At 70.5% G+C, this 18809-nt stretch carries 19 protein-coding genes; 9 read left to right on the top strand and 10 right to left on the bottom strand.

Features of this window, described 5'->3' with window-relative positions; all coding sequences use genetic code 11:
• Nucleotides 1-34 precede the first annotated feature (34 nt).
• The gene (locus BJ992_RS28155; RefSeq protein ID WP_184986092.1) at nt 35-1705 is read right to left on the bottom strand and encodes a sulfatase-like hydrolase/transferase; all 1671 of its coding nucleotides are present in this window, start codon (nt 1703-1705) and stop codon (nt 35-37) included.
• A 242-nt stretch (nt 1706-1947) separates the two neighbouring features.
• Between BJ992_RS28155 and BJ992_RS28150 the strand changes: the two genes are divergently transcribed.
• Nucleotides 1948-2541, top strand: coding sequence for an LOG family protein (locus BJ992_RS28150; RefSeq protein ID WP_425503709.1), 594 nt, complete (start codon nt 1948-1950; stop codon nt 2539-2541).
• Between the two features lie 44 nt (nt 2542-2585).
• On the opposite strand, the gene BJ992_RS28145 is transcribed toward BJ992_RS28150, so the two are convergent.
• The 4 genes from BJ992_RS28145 to BJ992_RS28130 all read right to left on the bottom strand — a co-directional run bounded on the left by BJ992_RS28145 (nt 2586) and on the right by BJ992_RS28130 (nt 5914).
• Nucleotides 2586-3170 carry a GNAT family N-acetyltransferase gene (locus BJ992_RS28145; RefSeq protein ID WP_184986090.1) on the bottom strand — a complete coding sequence of 195 codons (585 nt, stop codon included), beginning with the start codon at nt 3168-3170 and terminating at the stop codon, nt 2586-2588.
• Entirely contained in the window at nt 3167-4639 is a 1473-nt protein-coding gene (locus BJ992_RS28140; RefSeq protein WP_184986088.1) for an APC family permease, read from the bottom strand. The genes BJ992_RS28145 and BJ992_RS28140 overlap by 4 nt, the downstream gene beginning before the upstream one ends.
• A 36-nt stretch (nt 4640-4675) precedes the next feature.
• Nucleotides 4676-5317 (bottom strand): GOLPH3/VPS74 family protein, encoded by a 642-nt coding sequence (locus BJ992_RS28135; protein ID WP_343072897.1) that lies wholly within the window; start codon nt 5315-5317, stop codon nt 4676-4678.
• 312 nt (nt 5318-5629) lie between these two features.
• Entirely contained in the window at nt 5630-5914 is a 285-nt protein-coding gene (locus tag BJ992_RS28130) for a hypothetical protein (RefSeq protein WP_221475014.1), read from the bottom strand.
• Nucleotides 5915-6030: 116 nt separating this feature from the next.
• Here BJ992_RS28130 and BJ992_RS28125 point away from each other — a divergent pair, with 116 nt between their 5' ends.
• Complete coding sequence (locus BJ992_RS28125) at nt 6031-6681, top strand: hypothetical protein (protein ID WP_184986084.1); 651 nt, start codon at nt 6031-6033, stop codon at nt 6679-6681.
• 25 nt (nt 6682-6706) lie between these two features.
• Complete coding sequence (locus tag BJ992_RS28120; protein ID WP_184986082.1) at nt 6707-7264, top strand: DNA-3-methyladenine glycosylase I; 558 nt, start codon at nt 6707-6709, stop codon at nt 7262-7264.
• Between the two features lie 11 nt (nt 7265-7275).
• Here the strand turns inward: BJ992_RS28120 and BJ992_RS28115 are convergent, their stop codons facing one another.
• Together BJ992_RS28115 and BJ992_RS28110 are read right to left on the bottom strand one after the other, a co-directional pair.
• Nucleotides 7276-8118, bottom strand: coding sequence for an enoyl-CoA hydratase-related protein (locus tag BJ992_RS28115; protein ID WP_184986080.1), 843 nt, complete (start codon nt 8116-8118; stop codon nt 7276-7278).
• Complete coding sequence (locus BJ992_RS28110; RefSeq protein WP_184986078.1) at nt 8118-8906, bottom strand: PaaX family transcriptional regulator C-terminal domain-containing protein; 789 nt, start codon at nt 8904-8906, stop codon at nt 8118-8120. The genes BJ992_RS28115 and BJ992_RS28110 overlap by 1 nt, the downstream gene beginning before the upstream one ends.
• A gap of 179 nt (nt 8907-9085) precedes the next feature.
• On the opposite strand from BJ992_RS28110, the gene BJ992_RS28105 reads away from it, so the two are divergent.
• Nucleotides 9086-9253 (top strand): DUF3117 domain-containing protein, encoded by a 168-nt coding sequence (locus BJ992_RS28105; protein WP_114033903.1) that lies wholly within the window; start codon nt 9086-9088, stop codon nt 9251-9253.
• Between the two features lie 104 nt (nt 9254-9357).
• Nucleotides 9358-10797 carry a leucyl aminopeptidase gene (locus tag BJ992_RS28100; protein ID WP_184986076.1) on the top strand — a complete coding sequence of 480 codons (1440 nt, stop codon included), beginning with the start codon at nt 9358-9360 and terminating at the stop codon, nt 10795-10797.
• 4 nt (nt 10798-10801) lie between these two features.
• Here the strand turns inward: BJ992_RS28100 and BJ992_RS28095 are convergent, their stop codons facing one another.
• Nucleotides 10802-11452, bottom strand: a complete 651-nt coding sequence (locus tag BJ992_RS28095; protein ID WP_184986074.1) for an O-methyltransferase — start codon at nt 11450-11452, stop codon at nt 10802-10804.
• Between the two features lie 195 nt (nt 11453-11647).
• Between BJ992_RS28095 and sigE the strand changes: the two genes are divergently transcribed.
• The 4 genes from sigE to BJ992_RS28075 all read left to right on the top strand — a co-directional run bounded on the left by sigE (nt 11648) and on the right by BJ992_RS28075 (nt 15726).
• Nucleotides 11648-12307 (top strand): RNA polymerase sigma factor SigE, encoded by a 660-nt coding sequence (sigE, locus tag BJ992_RS28090; RefSeq protein ID WP_184986071.1) that lies wholly within the window; start codon nt 11648-11650, stop codon nt 12305-12307.
• Nucleotides 12304-12834 (top strand): anti-sigma factor family protein, encoded by a 531-nt coding sequence (locus BJ992_RS28085; protein WP_184986069.1) that lies wholly within the window; start codon nt 12304-12306, stop codon nt 12832-12834. Before sigE ends, BJ992_RS28085 begins: the two co-directional genes overlap by 4 nt.
• 175 nt (nt 12835-13009) lie before the next feature.
• Nucleotides 13010-14815, top strand: coding sequence for a S1C family serine protease (locus tag BJ992_RS28080; RefSeq protein WP_184986067.1), 1806 nt, complete (start codon nt 13010-13012; stop codon nt 14813-14815).
• A 449-nt stretch (nt 14816-15264) separates the two neighbouring features.
• Nucleotides 15265-15726: a sec-independent translocase gene (locus BJ992_RS28075; RefSeq protein ID WP_221475012.1), complete on the top strand. Its 462-nt coding sequence runs from the start codon at nt 15265-15267 to the stop codon at nt 15724-15726.
• 158 nt (nt 15727-15884) lie between these two features.
• Here the strand turns inward: BJ992_RS28075 and BJ992_RS28070 are convergent, their stop codons facing one another.
• Both BJ992_RS28070 and BJ992_RS28065 read right to left on the bottom strand, forming a co-directional pair.
• Entirely contained in the window at nt 15885-17252 is a 1368-nt protein-coding gene (locus BJ992_RS28070; RefSeq protein ID WP_246497042.1) for an IS4 family transposase, read from the bottom strand.
• A 373-nt stretch (nt 17253-17625) separates the two neighbouring features.
• The gene (locus tag BJ992_RS28065; protein ID WP_184986063.1) at nt 17626-18768 is read right to left on the bottom strand and encodes an Mrp/NBP35 family ATP-binding protein; all 1143 of its coding nucleotides are present in this window, start codon (nt 18766-18768) and stop codon (nt 17626-17628) included.
• Nucleotides 18769-18809: the final 41 nt, after the last annotated feature.

The raw sequence follows: 18809 nt of genomic DNA, 5'->3' as shown, positions 1-18809 counted from the left end.
GCCACGCCGACCGGCTCGCCGAGGGTGACCGCCGCTACAGCGCGAACCCGCCGGCCGCCGGCGGATGGCCGCCGTCACCGGCGGGCCGTCCGCCGGCCTTGGCGTGGAAGCGCACCGTGCGGCCGTCCACGGTGAACCTGGCCCGGCCCGCGAGCGGCCCCTCCTCACTCTCCCCGGTGAGCGTGAACGTCGCCGTGAGGGACTCCCCGGGTTCCAGCACCTCGGCGCGGCCACCCTTGCGGGTGCTGCGGCGGCCGCCGGCGTCGAGGCTCAGGCGGACGTCGCGCCAGGGCCTGGCGGAGCCGTTCATCAAGGTCACCTCCACCTCGGCCCCCTCCTCGTAGGCCGTGAGGCCGTACGGCAGGCGGGGGTCGGGGCCGATGGAGGCGTCGAGCAGGTCGTTCAGCTCGATGACGCGGTCCGGGTGTGTGACCGAGACGTCGTGGCGCTCCCCGCGGTCGTCGCGCAGGTCGTACAGCTCGACCCGGCCCTCGGGACCGGCTCCCGCGATCTCCGGCGCGAAGCGGATCATCTTCCAGTGGCCGCGCCTGACGGCCTGCATCTTGCGCGGCCGGTTCCACACCAGGTGGTCGTGCCGCTTGTGGTTCCCCCCGGTCAGCAGGCCGAGGAACGACCTGCCGTCCAGGCCGGCGGGGACGGGGACCCGCGCGATCTCCGCGACCGTCGGCAGGATGTCCCACAGCGCCACCGGGTCGTGGACGACCTTCGGGCTGAGGAACGGGGCCCAGGCGACCATCGGCACCCGGATGCCGCCTTCGTAGAGCTGGCGCTTGACGCCGCGGAACGGCCCGTTGGAGTTGAAGACCTCCGGGGTCACACCCTTCTCGTGGTGCGGCCCGTTGTCGGCGGTGAACAGCACCACGGTGCGGTCGGCCACCCCGGCCTCCTCCAAGGCGCGCACGATGTCGGCGACGTGCGCGTCCATGCGCGTCACCTGTGCGGCGTGGCGGCGGTTGGAACGGGTCCACGGCTCGTGCGCGTACCGGCCGGCGTCGCCGGGGATCTCGCTGGGGGAGTGCGGCAGATTGGTCGCGAAGTGCAGCAGGAAGGGATGGCCCGCCGACTCCTCGATGAACTCGACGGCCCGGTCGCGCAGCACGTCAGGCGCGTACTGAGCGCGGCCGAAGGTGACCTTCTCCTGGTTGTGCCACAGATAGGCGGGCCAGTACTGGTGCGCGTGCGCGTGGGTGATGTAGCCGAAGAACTCGTCGAAGCCCCGCGCGTTGGGGTGCGACACCTGGCCCGGCTCCTCGGGACCGAACCCCCACTTGCCGATGCAGGCCGTGCGGTACCCGGCCAGCCTGGCGATCTCGGCGAACGTGAGGTCGGCGGCGCCGAGCGAGCGCTGCGGCCCGCCTTCGGGGTTCTCGCGCACCGTGCCGTGGCCGGAGTGCAGGCCCGTCATCAGCGCGCACCGTGACGGCGCGCACAGCGACGACCCGGCGTACGCGTCGGTGAACCGCACGCCGCGGGCCGCGAGGCGGTCGATGTTCGGGGTGACGATCTTGCGCTGTCCGTAGCAGCCGATCTCACCCCAGCCGAGGTCGTCGGCGAGGATCAGGACGAAGTTGAGCGGTCCGCGGGCCGCGGCGGCCGCGGGCTCGGCCGCGCTCGCGGTGGCGAGCCCGGCCGCGAGCAGGCCTCCGGTGCCGGCGAAGAACCCGCGTCTGGTGGTCGGCGGCATCGGTCCTCGACCGGTGTCGGGAGAGGTGGCGTTCACAGCGTCACACGTCGTTCCAGGGAGGCGGGGGCTCGGGTCGTCGCGGCGGCCGGGACGCCGTCCGCCGTGCTGGACCGTACCGAATCCGATCATCTGCCGCCAGTCGCCACCGCGGCGGATTTTCCTGGCACTTCATCGGCCGCCATCAGGACGAGTGCCGGGAAACCAGGGTGAGACGGTCTGATCCGGGTGGATAAGGTGGCCGGGTGGCATTGGCTATCTGCGTGTTCTGCTCGTCGAGTCAGCGGATCGACCACCGCTACCTGGAGCTGGCGGCCGAGGTCGGCACCGAGATCGCGAGGCGAGGTCACACCCTGGTCAGCGGCGGCGCCGTGGTCTCCACCATGGGTGCGGTGACCCGCGCCGCCAGAGCGGCGGGTGGCCGCACGGTCGGCGTCATGCCGCAGGCCCTGGTGGACATGGAGATCGCCGACACCGACTCCGACGAGCTGATCATCACGGGGGACATGCGTGAGCGCAAGGGCCTGATGGACGCGCGCTCCGACGCGTTCCTCGTCCTTCCCGGCGGCATCGGCACGCTGGAGGAGCTGTTCGAGATCTGGACGTCCCGCGTGCTCGGCCTGCACGACAAGCCGCTGGTCATCCTGGACCCCTGGGGCCTGTACACGGCGCTGCGCGGCCTGGTCACCGACCTCTACGACGCCGGCTTCACCAGGGCCGACGTCTTCGACGCGATCTCGTGGACCACCACCGTCGACGAGGCCATGGACCACCTGGAGGCCCCCGCGCGCGTGCTCTCCCCGGCCCCCGAGGAGATCGGCGAGTCCGCGGCGGGCTGACCGGGGAGAGTTCCCGGCCGTCTTGCCGGACGGCCGGGACGCGCTCATCGGGTGACGGGGTCCCGCCACATGGGGTACATCACCGGGCCGTCGGGAAGCCGGAGCCGCACCGGCATGTCCACGTAGCCGTGCCGCAGGTACAGACGGCGGCTGGCCTCGCTGCTGGCCTCCAGGTAGGCGGGGACGCCGTCGTCGTCCAGCCGCCTGTGGCGATCCTCCAGCAGCATGCTGCCGAGCCCGCGGCCGGTGCGTCCCCGCACCAGCGCGATGAAGGCCAGATAGTGGTGCGGGTCGTGCGGGTGCAGCTTCTCCATCTCCTTGCCGAGCACGTCGTACCGCTCGGCGTGCTCACCGGCGAACTCCGCGATGGCCTCCTCCTCGCCGGGTATCGGCGGGAACGGCGCGGCGAACCACACCGCGGCGCCGGACAGCTCGCCGTCCTCCAGGATCCCGTACACCTCGCCGTGCTCCATGGCGTGCGTGGTGTACATCGTGAAGAACCGCCGCTGGATCGGCAGCCGCTCGTGCTCCGGCGGGATGAGCCAGCGGCTGATGTCGTCGCCGCTGAAGGTGTCCGCGATGATCTCGCCGGCGGGGACGGGGTCGTCCAGGCGGACGATCTCGATCACTTGGCACCTCCGCCGACCGCCTGCGGCCCGAGGCCGATGCCGGCGTACACCTCGGGCCGTGTCGACTTCAGCACCCGGGCCCAGATCACGCCGAAGACGATCGCGACGACGAAGATGCCGGGGAGGATCCACCGGATGGCCGAGTCGGACGGCACGCCGAGCACCGTGTCGAAGTTGATCAGCGTCATGCCGATGATCACGCTCAGCGCGACGATCGAGAGCGCCGGCGCGACGCGGGTGCGCCAGGTCGTCTCACCCGCGGGGTTGCGGGAGAAGTACACGATCACCGCGACCGAGGTGACGGTGAGCAGGGTGAGCAGGCCGAGGCCGCCGAACGCGCCGAACGTGAAGAACAGCTTCGTGACCGGGTCGAGGCCGCTGACGGCGTACACGGTGATCACGATGAGGCCGAGCGCCGTCTGCAGCAGTGAGCCGGTCATCGGGGCCGCGGTGCGCGCCGAGGTGCGGCCGAAGACCGAGGGCAGCACGCTCTCGCGGCCGAGCGCGAAGATGTAGCGGGCCGTGGTGTTGTGGAAGGCGATCATGCAGGCGATGCTGCTGGTCACGAACAGCACCGAGCCGAGCGTCGCGACGAACGAGCCCATGTGGGTGGCGGCCTGGTTGAAGATCAGCAGCGGCCCCTCGTCGGTCGCCGCCTTCACGATGCCGTCCGGCCCCGTCGGGACGGTCTGGGCCCACGCGGACACCGAGTACAGGATCGCGATGATCGCGATGCCGAGGTAGGTGGCGAGCGGCACGGTGCGCCTGCGGTCCTTGGACTCCTCGGCGAACACCACCGACGACTCGATGCCGGCGAACCCCGCGACGACCGTGGCGAGCGCGGCGCCGACACCCGGCACGAACAGCGACCCCGGGGTGAAGCCCTCGAAGCTGATGCCGCTCGGCGCGGCGTTCAGCAGGTCGCCGAGGTCGAAGAGCAGCACGACGGCGATCTCGCTGACCAGCAGCACGGAAAGGATCCTGCCGTTGATGTCCACGCGCAGCAGGCCGAGCACACCGGTCAGGGCCCACGCGACCAACGCGATCACCCACCACGGGGGTGAGGCGCCGAACCAGTCGTTCAGCAGCGGCTCGGCGGCCGACCCGATGATGCCGTAGAGCCCGAGTTGCAGCGCGTTGTACGCCAGCAGCGCCACCCACGCCGTCGCCACACCCGCCGTCTTGCCGAGGCCCTGCGCGGCGTAGGCGTAGAAAGCACCCGCGTTCACGACATGCCGGGCCATCGTGACGTACCCGACAGCGAACAACGCGAAGATCGCGCCGAGCATCAGGAAGGCGAACGGCACGCCGATGACACCCGTCACCGCGTACGCCGTCGGGACCGACCCCGCGACGACCATCAGCGGCGCCGCGGCGGACACGACGAAGAAGACGACCGACGGGACGCCTAAGCGGTCCTTGGCCAGTGCGGCGGAGACGGCGCTCGGCCGCTGTTCAGTGAGGGGCATCCGGAACTCCGTGAGAGAGGGAAGAGGGCTGCTTGGTCACCGGCGGCTGATGACGGCTTTGCCGACGGCGACCTCGGTCTGGACGATCAGTCGGCGCAGCGGCACAGGGAGTGTGGCGATCGTGGCGGCCACGAACGCCGGGTCGTGCTCCCACAGGGCCCGCTGCGCGCCGCCTGTGGCGGCGAAGAGCCCGTACAGCACGTCGTCCGGCGCGGCAGGCGGCTGCTTCTGCCGTACGGCGAGGTTGAGACGGGCGAGCGGCCAGGCGGCCGTGTTGGTGCTCACGGGGACGGGAGGTTGCTGCTTGAAGAGATTCTTCGACGGCGGGTTGAGCAGCCCCGCGGCGATCATCCGGTCCGTGACCCCCGCCGGCACCGTCTTGGCGAAGAACACGAGCCAGGTGAGCACCGGATGCTGGGGTTCCGCGACGACCTGGTCGAGCACGCTCTGCGTGAGCGGATCACCCGTGGCCGTCCGCGACGTCACGTACAGGCGATCCTGTCCGGACGCCAGCTCGATGGTGACCCGTTCGGCGAGCATCAGTTCACCGACGACGGCCGCGGCCAGACCGAGCCCCGCGAGGCGGGGATGCAGCCGTGGACGGCCTGTCACGTCGTCATGCATGACAAAGTACAGATCGTCGGCCAGCGACGGGCGCGAAAGATCACCTTTAGCCACGAGGCGTGATGATATAGGCGAATTGTCAATTCGTCATCGACGAAAGTTCTGATCGTTATAGGAAATACCTCTGACCAGATATGGAGTGGAACATAACTCTTCTGGTTTTAGGTTTTCGCACGGGGTCGTCGGCGAATCCCCCGCCGGTGATTTCCCCCATCCGGCACAAAAGGGACTTCTCATACCGAACGCCTCCCGCCCCAGGTGGAAGCGGTCACGATGAGGTCAACGACCCCTGTCATGTCGGCATCGCGGCACGACCCTATGCTCCGATCTGCACATTCAGCACAAATCGGTCAGACCACTTCCGCCTCACGCGAGCCCCCGACGCGTAACAGCCGGCGGCCGCCGCCCCGCCAGCGACTCGACCATGTCCAGCGCCGTACGCACCTCCTCGGGAAACGCCGTACGGAACACCCGAGCCCCCAGCCACCCGTAAACAGAAGCCGCCGCCACCTGACCGGACACATCCCCCTCCAACACCACCAGCACCACCCTCCCCTCCCCGGCCAACCGCTCGACCTCCTCCGGTGACCCTCCCTCCACCCAGGCCTCGTCCCCACCCTCGTCCCAGCCGACCACCTTCACCACGTCCACACCACCGATGCTCGCACACCCCCGCAGGCAGGGTTCCGGTGGCCAGGGTCGGCAGAGATCTTTCCTTGAGAGGCAACCGCGCGCGACCAAAGGCCGCGATGTGGCACGATTCGTGTGTGCTGGTCCTTATAGCGATCGCCGCGCTGGCGGTGCTGTACTGCGTGGTGATGGTCTCCCAGGGACGTGGCGGGGAACTCGCGGAGTTCGTCCCCGACGTGCCTTCCTTGGACCTGCCCGAGCCGGGGCAACTCGCGGCTGTGGACGTCATGGCGCTGCGGCTTCCGGTGAGCCTTGTGGGCTACCACACCCCCAGCGTGGACGAGGCGCTGCACCGCGCGGCCACGGCACTCGGGGAGCGCGACACGCGCATCGCGGTCCTGGAGCAGCGGCTGGCCGAGCTGATGGCCGACCGGGTGCAGGCGCGCAAGGAGTCGCAGCCACGTCCTGAGTGGGCCCCGGTGCCTGTGCCGGAGGACGCGCGGCCGTCGGGTACGGTGCCTGAGAAGGTCTCCGGGGGGCTTTTCACCAGCGGTGACATCGCGGCGGATCGTTCCGGCGGCGATGACGCCACGGCGGGTCCCTCAAGCGGTGGCGACGCCGATTCCTCGAGCGGTGGTGACACCGCGGCGGGTCCGTCGAGTGGTGTCGCCGCGGCGGAGTCGTCGAGCGACGCCGCCGCGCCGGAGGCCGGGATGCCGGCCGAGGAGCGGGTCGTGAACGGGGCCGATGTGCCGGCCGGTGAGCGGTCCGCGTCTCGGGAAGTCTGAAGCTTCACCGAGGATGTAACCCGACATGGGAGAAATCGAGGTCGTCCGCTGCGGCTGGGCGAACGGGTCGCCTGACTACGTCCGCTACCACGACGAGGAGTGGGGGCGGCCGGTGCGCGGGGACGACCAGGTGTACGAACGCCTGACCCTGGAGGCCTTCCAGTCAGGGCTGTCGTGGCTCACGATCCTGCGCAAACGGGAGAACTTCCGCGCCGCGTTCGCCGGTTTCTCCATCACGGCCGTGGCGGCGTTCGGCGAGGACGACGTGGCACGCCTGCTCGCCGACCCCGGCATCGTGCGCAACCGGGCCAAGATCGAAGCCGCGGTCGCCAACGCGCGCGCCGCCGAGGCCCTGCCAGGAGGGCTGTCGGACCTGGTCTGGCGGTACGCCGACCCCGCCTCCCCGGTCCCCGCCACCCCGGCCGACGTCCCCGCCACGACCCCGGCCTCCACCGCCTTGAGCAAAGAGCTCAAACGCAACGGCTTCCGCTTCGTCGGCCCCACCACGGCCTACGCGATGATGCAGGCCATCGGCCTGGTCAACGACCACCTGGCCACCTGCTGCACCCGCCTGCCCCGGTAGCCGCGCCGGTGTCAGCGGCCCTCGAAGACGGGGGCCCGCCTGGCCAGGAAGGCCTCGGTGGCCCTGATGTGGTCGGTGCTCTTGGCGCAGGTGTCCTGGAGCTCGGCCTCCACCTCCAGGGAATCCTCGAGGGAGTGCGCGGCCGAGAAGTCCAGGGCCCGCTTGATGGCGCCGAACGCCAGCGTCGGGCCCTGAGCGAGCCGTACGGCCAGTTCACGCGCGCTCGCGGCCACGGACCCGCCGGGGACGACAGAGGTGACGAGACCGAGCCTCAGGGCCTCGGCGGCGTCCACCTCACCCCCCAGCATCAGCAGCTCCCTGGCCTTGGCGGGGCCGACCAGGCGCGGCAGCGTCCAGGACGCGCCGGAGTCGGGGGCGAGGCCGATGGAGCCGAACGCGGTCACAAAGCGGGCCTCCTCGGCCGCCACGCGGAAGTCGCACGCGAACGCCAGTGAGGCACCCGCGCCGGCCGCGACGCCGTTCACGGCGGCCACCACCGGCTTCTCCATGGTCATGATGGTCGTGACGATCGGGTTGTAGTGCGAGCGCACGGTGTCGTCCAGCCCGACCCCCGCCTCAAGGTTCGCGGCATGCTCACGCAGGTCCTGACCCACGCAGAACGCTCCCCCCGCGCCGGTCAGCAGCACGGCACGCACACCGTGGTCGTCCCTCACCCGTTCGAGCGCCTCAAGGAGCCCGGCCTTCATCACCAGGGTCAGCGCGTTCATGGCCTCGGGCCGGTTCAGCGTGATCGTGGCCACCTGGTCCGCCACGGTGGTCACCACATGGTCGTGGCCGTGCACGTCGGCGGTGGACGACAGGGGGCTCGGTGACGTGGCGGATGGCTGATCCATCAATGGACTCCCTTGTCCAGGTTGTGGTCGACGAAACGGGCCGCCGCCGGCAGCAGCCGCGCGGCCTCCTGCTCGAAGTAGGCGCGGGCCCTGTCACCCGGCCACCCCGGCGGCAGCAGCTCCTGCGGCAGTCCGGGGTCGCGGAACAGGAAGTTGCGCCACCCGTGGACCAGTCTGCTACGTACGGCGAACACGTGGTCGTCGGGGGCGGCGGGGGGCAGCTCGCCGATCAGGCCGGCGGCGGACGTCATCCACTGCTCGTACGCGTGCGCGATGGCGTGCAGATCCCACGCGCGCGCGACGAGCGCACGGGGATCGCCGTCGAGGGTGCTGTCGAACCGGTCGGCGGACAGGGCCTGGCCCTCCAGCAGCGCGTCGAGCTCGGGGGAGGGCCGCGGACCGATCCAGGTGTTCTCCGACAGCGGCGCGTACCCGAGGAACGACAGGTCGGCACGGAGCCGTTCGCGTGGGCCGCGTTCGCGCACCGGCTGGAAGACGAGCACGTGCCAGCGTCCCGACCACGGCGCCGAGCCGCTGCGGTAGACCCGCAGCGCCGTCTCGTCCAGCCGCCGCGCGCACTTGCGCGTCAACGCGTATCCGGGCCCCTGCGGCAGCCGTACCGGTGTCAGCCAGTCCTGACGCACCATGCGGGAGATCGCGGTGCGTACCGCCGGCGGAGCGATGTCGAGCGGCGCGAGCAGCCGCACCAGAGCGGCCACCGACGCGCGTCCGGAACGGATTCGCAGATGGTCTCCATAGAGATCGAATAGCGCGGCACGGGCGTTCACACAGTCAAGTCTCGTCCGAGCGGGGGCCGCGGACAACGCATTCTGGGAGGAGATCGTTACCCATGCGCGCTCGCGAGGCGGGATAATAGGACGTCACAGAAGACGTGAAAGCGGCGAGCGGCCGGATACGAGGAGCGTGTTCGGCGTCGCACAGGCCGAGGCAGGAAGGGAACAGACGCATGGCGGCGATGAAGCCGCGGACCGGCGATGGTCCGCTGGAGGTCACCAAGGAAGGACGGGGCATTGTCATGCGGGTCCCTCTGGAGGGTGGCGGCCGGCTCGTCGTCGAACTTTCACCGGATGAAGCCAGAGCCCTTGGCGACGCTCTGAAGAACGTCGTCGGCTGACATACCCCTGACACACCCACTTCGACACAGACGAGTCGACGGCCCCGGCGGCCGGGCCGCGTGCCCCCCAGCCGGGGCCCTCGCATATCCAGGCAGGGGAGACCATGCCCATCGAGACCGCGATCCGCCTGACGGAGGCGGCGTCCGGCGACCAGGACGACGCCGAGCTGACCGCCGTGCCGTTCGGCGGTGACCTGACCGTCGACGTGCCGCTCCCCGTCCCCGTGCCGGCCCTGCTCGTGCACCACGACGCCAAGGGCGACGCCGGCGAGATCATCGAGGTCCCCGTGAGCCACGGCGACGCCGTGCGCCGCGTGCTGCTGTACGGCGTGGGTGACCTCTCCTCCGCCGCGCTGCGCAAGGCCGGCGCCGCGGTCGCGCGCCGCGCCAAGGGCCGGCGGGTCCTGGACCTCACGCTGCCGCGCGGCGCCGGCGAGGAGGGGTGGACGGCGATGCTGCAGGGAGCACTGCTCGCCTGCTACACCTTCCGCGTCGGGGCCGAGCGCGCCAAGGCGGTGGCCGAGATCAAGGTCCGCGGCCCCGAGCAGGCCGCGTCCGCGCTGCGCAGAGCCGAGGTGACGGCCCGCGCCACCGCGCTCACCCGCGACCTCGCCAACACGCCGTCGTCGGAGAAGAACCCTGCCTGGCTGGCCGCGCGCGCCACCGAGGTGGCCGAGCGGTCCGGCCTGGACATCCGCGTCTGGGAGCCCGCCGACCTCGTGGCCGGCGGCTTCGGCGGCATCCTCGCCGTCGGCCAGGGCTCGGTGAGCCCACCCCGCATGATCGAGCTGTCGTACACGCCTGACGACCACGACGGCACCCACGTCGTGCTGGTCGGCAAGGGCATCACGTTCGACAGCGGCGGCCTGTCGCTCAAGCCGACCGACGGCATGAAGTTCATGAAGACCGACATGGCGGGTGGCGCCGTGGTCATCTCCGTGCTCGGCGCGTTGCGCGACCTCGGCGCGCGGGCCCGCGTCACCGGTCTGGTCGCGGCGGCGGAGAACATGCCGTCCGGCTCGGCGCAACGGCCGGGGGACGTGATCAGGCACTACGGCGGCAAGACCGTCGAGGTGCTCAACACCGACGCCGAGGGCCGGCTGGTGCTGGCCGACGCGCTGGCGTACGCCGACGAGGTGCTCGAACCCGACACGGTGCTCGACATCGCCACGCTGACCGGCGCGATCGGCATCGCGCTCGGCCGCGACCTCGGCGCGGTCTTCTCGGCACACGAGGACCTGGTCGACGAGCTGACGGCCGCCGGCGGAAGAGGCGGCGACCGGCTGTGGCACATGCCGCTGATCGACGACTACCGCGCGGCACTCAACTCCCCGGTGGCCGACCTGTCCAACATCGACGCCGAAGGCAAGTACGGCGGCGGCGCGATCACCGCGGCGCTGTTCCTGCGCGAGTTCACCGGCGGCCGCCGCTGGGCCCACCTGGACATCGCCGGCGTCGCGCGCAGCACCGCCGACGACGGCCTCTACAGCAAAGGGGCCACCGGCTTCGGCACCCGCCTGCTCCTTGAGTGGCTGACCGGCTGAGACCTCAGTCGGAGATCTTCACGGCGGTCAGCAGGCCGTCGCCGAGAGGGATCATCAGGGCACGGAGGCGGTCGTCGGCGCGGATCAACTTGCCGAGCTCGCGGATCGCCACCGTGTCCGGGTCACGCTGCGCCGGGTCGGCGACACGGTTGTGCCACAAGGCGTTGTCGAACGCCACGATGCCGCCGGGCCGCAGCAGGCGCACCGCCTCGGCCAGGTAGTCGCCGTACTCCTGCTTGGCGGCGTCGCAGAACACCAGGTCGTAGCCGCCGTCGGCGAGCCGGGGCAGAACGTCCAGGGCCCGGCCGCTGATCAGCCGTACCCGGCTGCCGGAGAACCCGGCCGCGGTGAACGCCTGCCTGGCCAGACGCTGATGCTCAGGCTCGACGTCGACGCTGGTCAGCGTGCCGTCCTGCCGCATGCCACGCAGCAGCCACAACCCGGACACGCCGCAGCCGGTGCCGATCTCGACGACCGACCTCGCGCTGATCGCCGTCGCCAGGAAACACAGAGCGGCACCGCCGCCCGGCAGGATGGGGACCGCCCCCACCTCCGCGCCGTACCGCCTGGCGGCGAGCAGGATCTCGTCCTCGGTATGGAACTCCTCGGCGTAGGCCAGCGTGGCCTGCACCGGACTGGTCGGTGTCGGGGCCATCGGCCTCTCCTTCCCGCTCTTGCGACACGTTTTGGTCGCAGCCTAGGGGAGTCGGGCCCGAACGGGAACTCACGCCACATCGCGTACGTTGCACGCTTTGAATGACCTTTGTACGACGGCATCCACGGACGTTTCCAAGACATGGGCCGAAGGCATCGGCCCACGGGTACGCGGGAAGGGACGAAAGCAGGCACTATGGCTGTAGCGGTGGTCCCGGAGAGAGGAGTCCTGGTGGACGATAACCACCAGACCGATACTCCCGACAGTGCGTTCCCGGGGGGTGACCCCCGGCTGCCAGGTGCGGACTGGAAGCCTCCCACATGGGAGGAGGTCGTCCGCGAGCACTCGGCGCGCGTCTACCGCCTCGCGTACCGCTTGACCGGCAACGTCCACGACGCCGAGGACCTCACTCAGGAGGTCTTCGTCAGGGTCTTCCGATCCCTGTCCAGCTACACCCCCGGCACGTTCGAGGGGTGGCTGCACCGCATCACGACGAACCTCTTCCTGGACATGGCGCGCCGCAGGCAGCGCATCCGGTTCGAGGGCCTCGCCGACGACGCCGCGGAGCGGCTGCGCGGGCGGGAGCCGTCCCCGGCCCAGGTGCTCGACGACGCGTACATGGAGCCGGACATCCAGGCGGCGCTCGACGCGCTCGCGCCGGAGTTCCGCGCCGCCGTGGTGTTGTGCGACATCGAAGGCCTGTCCTACGAAGAGATCGCCGCGACGCTCGGCGTGAAGCTGGGCACAGTACGCAGCCGAATCCATCGCGGTCGCAGTCAGTTGCGCGAGGCGCTCGAACACCGTGCGCCGCGTCGCGACGAACTCCCCCCGACCGTAACCAGGGAGGGAGCATGAGTCATCTTGGAGAGCGCGCGTCCGCGCTCGTCGACGGTGAACTCGGGCACGCCGAGCGCGAGCGCGCGCTGGCGCACCTGACCTTCTGCGCCGACTGCCGCGCGGAGCTCGACGCGATAAGGGCGCTGAAGAGCCGCCTGCGTTCCCTGCCGCCACCCGGCATGCCGGGGGACCTCACGGCGTCGCTGCTCCGCATGGCGGAGCCCGGGGGGCCGCTCCCGCCGAGAGTGCGGCCCTTTCCGGCACCTGCCTCTTATTCGCTGACCGGCGCGCCGGCAGACAACCGGCCACGGCGCGGCGCGTCCCTGCGCGGCCCCGGCCGCACCGGTCCCGGCCGCAGAGCCGGGTACGTCGCGGTGGGGGTGGCCTCGGCGGCCGTGGCCATCGGCACGTTGTTCATGGTCGGTGGCCCGGAGAACCGTCCCGCGGCCCCGGTCGAGATGTTCGCCAACCAGCACAGGACCACCACGACCCCGTCGGGTGGCATCTGGCACGGGCGCGCGGGAGTACCCACCCCGCACCCGTGACGGTCGCCGTCCGGCGTCCTGCGAGCCCCCGTCTGTCCACAGACGGGGGCTCGTTCGTTCCCCGGCGGGCATACGATCGGATGGGGCGTCTGTCCTGGCGTTTACGCCCCGCGTATGGGGTCACACGGAAAATCTGGCGTAGCCGAGTCGACTGTGTTCCGGGAGTGAGCGATCGATGAGCGACGACACACGTGCCTTCGAGGACGAGGACGTGGCCGGTCCATCGCACCGCTCGGGGGGCGGCGAGACGCAGCCCGCCGGGGACGGCGATCGAACCGCGCGTCCGGGTTTCCTGCCGGCCGACCAGGTGGTGTCCGAGCGGGCCACCCCCGCGGGTCGCTCCGGTACCGGCTCCTACTCCGACGACCTGTTCAGCACGGGGTCGTACGCCACGCCGCCGGAGAGGCTCGCCGGCTCGGACGACCGGGGCTCGTGGGGCAACCCCGCCGGCGGCCCGCTGCCGTCCTACCCGAGCGGCGGCCAGGACACCTACGGCCGCTCCGGCGACCCGTACGGCGGTCAGGGCCACTTGTCCGACCCGTACGGCGGCCAGGGCCGCTCCTCCGACCCGTACGGCGCCTACACCACCGGCGCGCACCAGGTGCCGCCGTCCTACCCGGCGTCGCGAGGTGACGGCCTCGGCGGCTCGTCGTCCTACGGGGGCCGCACCGAGACGTACGGCTCCACCGACGTCTTCTCCTCCCCGTCCGACACCTCCTCCTTCGGCCCGCCGCCGCCGCGCGCCGCGTCCGGCATGGGCCGTGGCTGGGCTCCGCCGCCTCCGGGCAGCCGTCCCTTCGGCGAGCCGGGTGGCATGGGCCCGGGGCTTCCTCCGGGTCAGAGCGCCGGCCCGGCCCCGCGCGGCCCGCGCACCGGCACGCTCGCCGCGTTCGCCGTGGTGATCGCGCTCATCGCCTCCACCGCCGGCAGCCTCGGCACCTACCTGCTGACCCGCGGCGACGGCCCCGGCCGTGACCCTTCGTACTCCCTCGGCACGCCGACCGGCGCCATCGTCAACCGGGCCCCCGACTCGGTGGCCGGTGTCGCGGCCAAGGTGCTGCCGAGCGTCGTGTCGCTCGACGTGCGAGGCAACAGCGAAGCCGGCACCGGCTCCGGCTTCCTGATCAAGGGTGGCTACATCGTCACCAACAACCACGTGGTGGCCGCCGCCTCCTCGACCGGCACCATCAAGGTGACCTTCAGCAGCAAGAAGTCCACGCAGGGACGCATCGTCGGCCGCGACCCGAGTTCCGACATCGCGGTGGTCAAGCCCGACACGACCTTCGGCGCACCCGAGATCGTGCTCGGCAACTCCGACAAGGTCGTCGTCGGCGACCCCGTGATCGCCATCGGCTCGCCGCTCGGCCTCACCGGCACCGTCACCACCGGCATCATCAGCTCGCTGAACCGTCCGGTCACCGCCGGCGGCGAAGGCGGCTCGGAGTCGTCGTTCATCAACGCCATCCAGACCGACGCCGCCATCAACCCCGGCAACTCCGGCGGCCCTCTGGTGAACGGCGCAGGCGAGGTCATCGGCGTCAACTCCGCGATCGCCACCCTCGGCGGCTCCCTCGGCGGCGGCCAGAGCGGCAGCATCGGCCTCGGCTTCTCCATCCCGATCAACCACGTGCGCCGCATCGCCGAAGAGCTCATCACCACCGGCACCGCCAAGAAGTCCCGCATCGGTGTCCAGCTCGACGAGAACTACCAGGGCGAAGGCGTCCGCATCGCCACCGAGGCCGTCGCCGGCCAGGAACCCGTCATCCCCGGCGGCCCCGCCGACAAGGCCGGCCTGAAAGCCGGTGACATCATCCTGGAGATCGACGGCAACCCCATGACCCAGCCCAGCGAGCTGATCGTCACCGTCCGCAGCAAGGCCCCCGGCACCAAGATCAACGTCAAGTACCAGCGCAACGGCGAAACCCGAACCACCAGCCTCACCGTAGACGCCGTCTCCGTCCCCACCCCCCAACCCTCCTGACCCACCCCGACCCCGGGCCCACGCACCGAACCGGACCCGGGGTCCACTCCCCACCCCGGACCCCGGGCCACGCACCACCCCGGATCCGGGTCCACGCACCACCCCGGACCCGGGTCCACGCACCACCCCGGACCCGGGGTCCGCGTACGCCACCGGCCCGGACCCCGGCGGCAGGCGCACCGGACGTCGCATCGCACCTCGTCCCCGAGTTTCCCACCGGCCCGGACCCCGGCGGCGTCCCAGAGACGCGAGGCCGGTGACCCCGGCGCGGTGTGGCCGGCGGCCGAGCCCCAGGCAGGCCGTCTGTGCCGCCGACACCACGGCGAGCGACCACGGGGTCGGACCCATCAGCCCCACAGTTCAGCCCCACGGTCCGGTCCAGGACGAACCTTCACCGGCCTCGTCCCACGCGTCCCCACCACCCATCCTGAACCGGACATAAACACCACATGGCGCTCCCGCCGTCCGGGCACATTAGTCTGGGTGTTGCCCCGGCGAGACGCCGGTGCGCAAGACACGAGGAGCATGCGGTGTTCGGACTCGGCTGGGCTGAAGTCTTGGCCCTGGTAGTCATCGCACTACTGGTACTAGGCCCAGAGAAACTTCCCCAAGCCGCCGCGCAGGCAGGCCGTGCCCTACGCCAGATCCGCCAGATGGCCACCAACGCACGCAACGACCTCCAGGACAACCTGGGCCCGGAGTTCGCCAACTTCGACCCGACCGACCTCCACCCCAAGAACTTCGTCCGCAAACACCTGCTCTCCGACCTCGAAGACGACTGGAACCGCACCCCGGGCTCCCAAGACCCCCAGCCCCTGATAAACGACCACGAACCCGCCTACGCCACCACCACCCCCACCCCCGAACTCGGCTACGGCGAAGTCCCCCCCTACGACCCCGAAGCCACCTGACCGAACTTCTTCTCCGCCGTCTGTAGCGGCCACCGCGCCGTCTCATGTGACCACCGCGATGCCTTCCGCCTCACGTCGCGGTCCTCCCCTCCAGGCGCCAGAGCGCCTTCCGGCTCGGGCTGTGTTCTCCCAGGGGGCTCCGCCCCAATGCCGGGAAGTTAGGCGGCGAGGGTGAGTGTCAAGGGGCTGCGGATGGTGATGGTGTAGCTGGCGGTTTTGGGTTTGGGGTCGGGGTGTGTTTGTCGGAAGGGGTAGCGGACTTTGGGACGGTTTTTGACGCGTGGGCTGGTCCTTGGGCGTCGGGTTGCGGGCATGGGCCGGTTGGTGAGCATGGTGAGGGTGTAGGCCCAGTCCTGGGGGGCGTGGCGGGGCTGGGTGCCGTGTGCGGTGATGATGGTGTCGCGGGTGGTGTGCAGGGTGGTGGTGAAGCTGATCTGGTCGGGGTCCAGGCCGGTGTCCAGGGCGGCGTGGCAGGCCAGGCGGCGTAGCAGGTGGTGGGTGAGCAGCAGGGCGTAGAACTCCTGGACGATGCCGGGGACGGTGCGTGATCGCAGGGGTCGCAGTGATCCTTTGTGGATGGCTTTGAGGCCGTATAACGCGGTTTCGATCTCCCAGCGCTGGTGGTAGCAGGCCACAAGGTCGGCGGCGGGGTGGGTGCGGTGGTCCAGCAGGGTGGTCATGAGCTTGTAGGTCTGGTGGCGTGTGGTGCCGTCGGCGAGGGTCACGGTGATGGTGGCCTCGATGATGCGCACCATCTCGCGCAGGTGCCGTTCGTGCTTGTGGCCGCGGCGCATGGCCAGGTAGGACCCATCGGGGAGGTGTGCGATCACGGTGGGGGCCAAGGTAGCGGTGGCGCGCCACAAAAGGTGGGCCCCGGTCTGGCGGGCCGACCGCCACAGCCCAAGACCGATGAACCGGCGATCGGCAAGCAGCAGCATCCCCGGCGCAAGAGCGCCCAGCATCCGTTCCACCAATGCCGACTCACTCGTGCGGCAATGCCCGAACACCGCGTCCATGACGGCCCGGGTCCCGCACTCGATGGTGAGCGCGAACGCCATCTGCGGCGCACCCTCGCGCCCGCTGCCGTGCACCGGAGCCCCGAACTCCTTACGCACCGCCGCCTCATCGGCCAGATCCAGCGTGGAACCGTCCCAGGCCACCAGCCGCAACCCCCGCCACCACACCCCCGGCGTCGCAACCGGGGCAACCGGACCGCGCAGCCGATCGAACAACATCCGTACCGGCGCCTCACCCAGCCGTGCTCTGGCCTGACGCAACGCCGCCGCCGACGGCACCCCCACCCCCCGCACCGAACAACACAACGCCCGCCACACCCCTGCATACCCCCGCTCCGGGAACAAGGTCATCGCCAAGACGAAAAACACCACCACCCGTGCAGGCAACACCCGCACCCGCCGCTCACCTCGCCGGCACTCCACAAGCACCTCATCCACCAACTCCACCGGCACCCCGTCACTCAGCACCCCAAGATGCGCCGGAGCCCACACACACCCACCCACCGGCATGACACACTCACACACACGGAGCTCCTGCCTACGAACGAGATCTTGGTCGATCAACGTTCTAGCAGGAGCTCCATCCTCATCTCAGCGCTATTGACAACCAACCCCCCGCCTTAACTTCCCGGCATTGGGGCTCCGCCCCTCTCGCCCCCCGAAACCCCGTACGGGTCGGCGACGCCGGAGCTGTTTTCGTCCTTCGTCGGCGTCCTTCGGAAGACGCCGAACATGGCCGTGGCCTCCAGGTCGTGGCGGCCTTGAGCACTCGGTGGGGTGTCGAGCCTCAGGGAACCGGTGGCAAGACGGTGTGGTTCACCGTCTGCTGGTGAGGCGTGCGTCCCACCGCTTCAGGGAGCGGTGGGATGTGGTGAGGGTGGGGTCAGCGGCCTGAAGGAGACAGGTTCAGGCGCATGCCTTTCAGGGAGCCGGGTTTTTTGCTGAGGGTGTTGGCTATTTGGCGGAGTTCGGTGGCGGCGGGGGAGTCGGGGTCGGTGAGGACCAGGGGTTTGCCGTTGTCGCTGCCTTCTCTTAGGCGGAGGTCCAGGGGGATCTGGCCGAGGAGGGGGACGTTGGTGCCGAGGAGGCGGGTGAGGCCGTCGGCCACGGTCTGGCCGCCGCCTTCGCCGAAGACAGGGATGCGTTCGTCGCAGTGGGGGCAGGGGAGCCAGGCCATGTTCTCGATGACGCCGGCTATCTGCTGGTGGGTCTGGAAGGCGATGGAGCCGGCGCGTTCGGCGACCTCGGCGGCGGCCTGCTGGGGGGTGGTGACGACGAGGATCTCGGCGGTCGGCATGCGCTGGGCCACGGAGATGGCTATGTCGCCGGTGCCGGGGGGGAGGTCCATGAGGAGGACGTCCAGGTCGCCCCAGAAGACGTCGGCCAGGAACTGGTGAAGGGCCCGGTCGAGCATGGGGCCGCGCCAGACCACGGGGTGGTTGTTGCCGGGGGGCTTGAACATGCCTACCGAGATGACTTTGATGTCATGCGCCACGGGGGGCATGATCATGTCTTCGACCTTGGTGGGTCGTTCGTCCGTGCCGAGCATGCGGGGGACGGAGTGGCCGTAGATATCGGCGTCGACGATGCCGACCTTGAGGCCGCCGGCGGTCATGGCGGCAGCGAGGTTGACGGTGACGGAGGACTTGCCGACGCCGCCCTTGCCGCTCGCGACCGCGAAGACGCGGGTCAGGGAACCGGGCTTGGCGAAGGGGATCTCCTTCTCCGGGCCGCGGTCGCCGCGGAGCTTGGTCTGGAGCGTCTTGCGCTGGTCGGCGCTCATCACGTCGAGGTCGACGTGGACCTGGGTGACGCCTTCCACCTTGGCGACGGCGTTGGTGACGTCGCGGGTGATGGTGTCGCGCATGGGGCAGCCGGCGACGGTGAGATAGACGCCGACCCGCACCACCCCGTCGGGGGAGACATCGACGCTTTTGACCATGTCGAGCTCGGTGATCGGCCGGCGGATCTCCGGGTCGTTGACCGTCGCCAGAGCGGCCGTCACCAGTTCTGGGGTGGGTGCCATGGATCCATGCTACGAACCCAGGGCCGTCAAAACGAAACCGG

Source organism: Sphaerisporangium rubeum, from assembly GCF_014207705.1.
In the GTDB taxonomy this organism is placed as follows: Bacteria; Actinomycetota; Actinomycetes; order Streptosporangiales; family Streptosporangiaceae; genus Sphaerisporangium; species Sphaerisporangium rubeum.
The sequence above is the reverse complement of the archived record's forward strand: the minus strand, read 5'-3'. Positions and strand labels throughout refer to the sequence as shown.

Bases quoted from the DNA above. Each gene is read 5' to 3' on its own strand.
- BJ992_RS28140 (WP_184986088.1), bottom strand. From the start codon at position 4,639: ATGCCCCTCACTGAACAGCGGCCGAGCGCCGTCTCCGCCGCACTGGCC.
- BJ992_RS28100 (WP_184986076.1), top strand. From the start codon at position 9,358: ATGCCCATCGAGACCGCGATCCGCCTGACGGAGGCGGCGTCCGGCGAC.
- BJ992_RS28095 (WP_184986074.1), bottom strand. From the start codon at position 11,452: ATGGCCCCGACACCGACCAGTCCGGTGCAGGCCACGCTGGCCTACGCC.
- sigE (WP_184986071.1), top strand. From the start codon at position 11,648: ATGGCTGTAGCGGTGGTCCCGGAGAGAGGAGTCCTGGTGGACGATAAC.
- BJ992_RS28075 (WP_221475012.1), top strand. From the start codon at position 15,265: ATGGCGCTCCCGCCGTCCGGGCACATTAGTCTGGGTGTTGCCCCGGCG.
- BJ992_RS28080 (WP_184986067.1), top strand. From the start codon at position 13,010: ATGAGCGACGACACACGTGCCTTCGAGGACGAGGACGTGGCCGGTCCA.
- BJ992_RS28105 (WP_114033903.1), top strand. From the start codon at position 9,086: ATGGCGGCGATGAAGCCGCGGACCGGCGATGGTCCGCTGGAGGTCACC.
- BJ992_RS28070 (WP_246497042.1), bottom strand. From the start codon at position 17,252: ATGCCGGTGGGTGGGTGTGTGTGGGCTCCGGCGCATCTTGGGGTGCTG.
- BJ992_RS28120 (WP_184986082.1), top strand. From the start codon at position 6,707: ATGGGAGAAATCGAGGTCGTCCGCTGCGGCTGGGCGAACGGGTCGCCT.
- BJ992_RS28085 (WP_184986069.1), top strand. From the start codon at position 12,304: ATGAGTCATCTTGGAGAGCGCGCGTCCGCGCTCGTCGACGGTGAACTC.
- BJ992_RS28155 (WP_184986092.1), bottom strand. From the start codon at position 1,705: ATGCCGCCGACCACCAGACGCGGGTTCTTCGCCGGCACCGGAGGCCTG.
- BJ992_RS28115 (WP_184986080.1), bottom strand. From the start codon at position 8,118: ATGGATCAGCCATCCGCCACGTCACCGAGCCCCCTGTCGTCCACCGCC.
- BJ992_RS28065 (WP_184986063.1), bottom strand. From the start codon at position 18,768: ATGGCACCCACCCCAGAACTGGTGACGGCCGCTCTGGCGACGGTCAAC.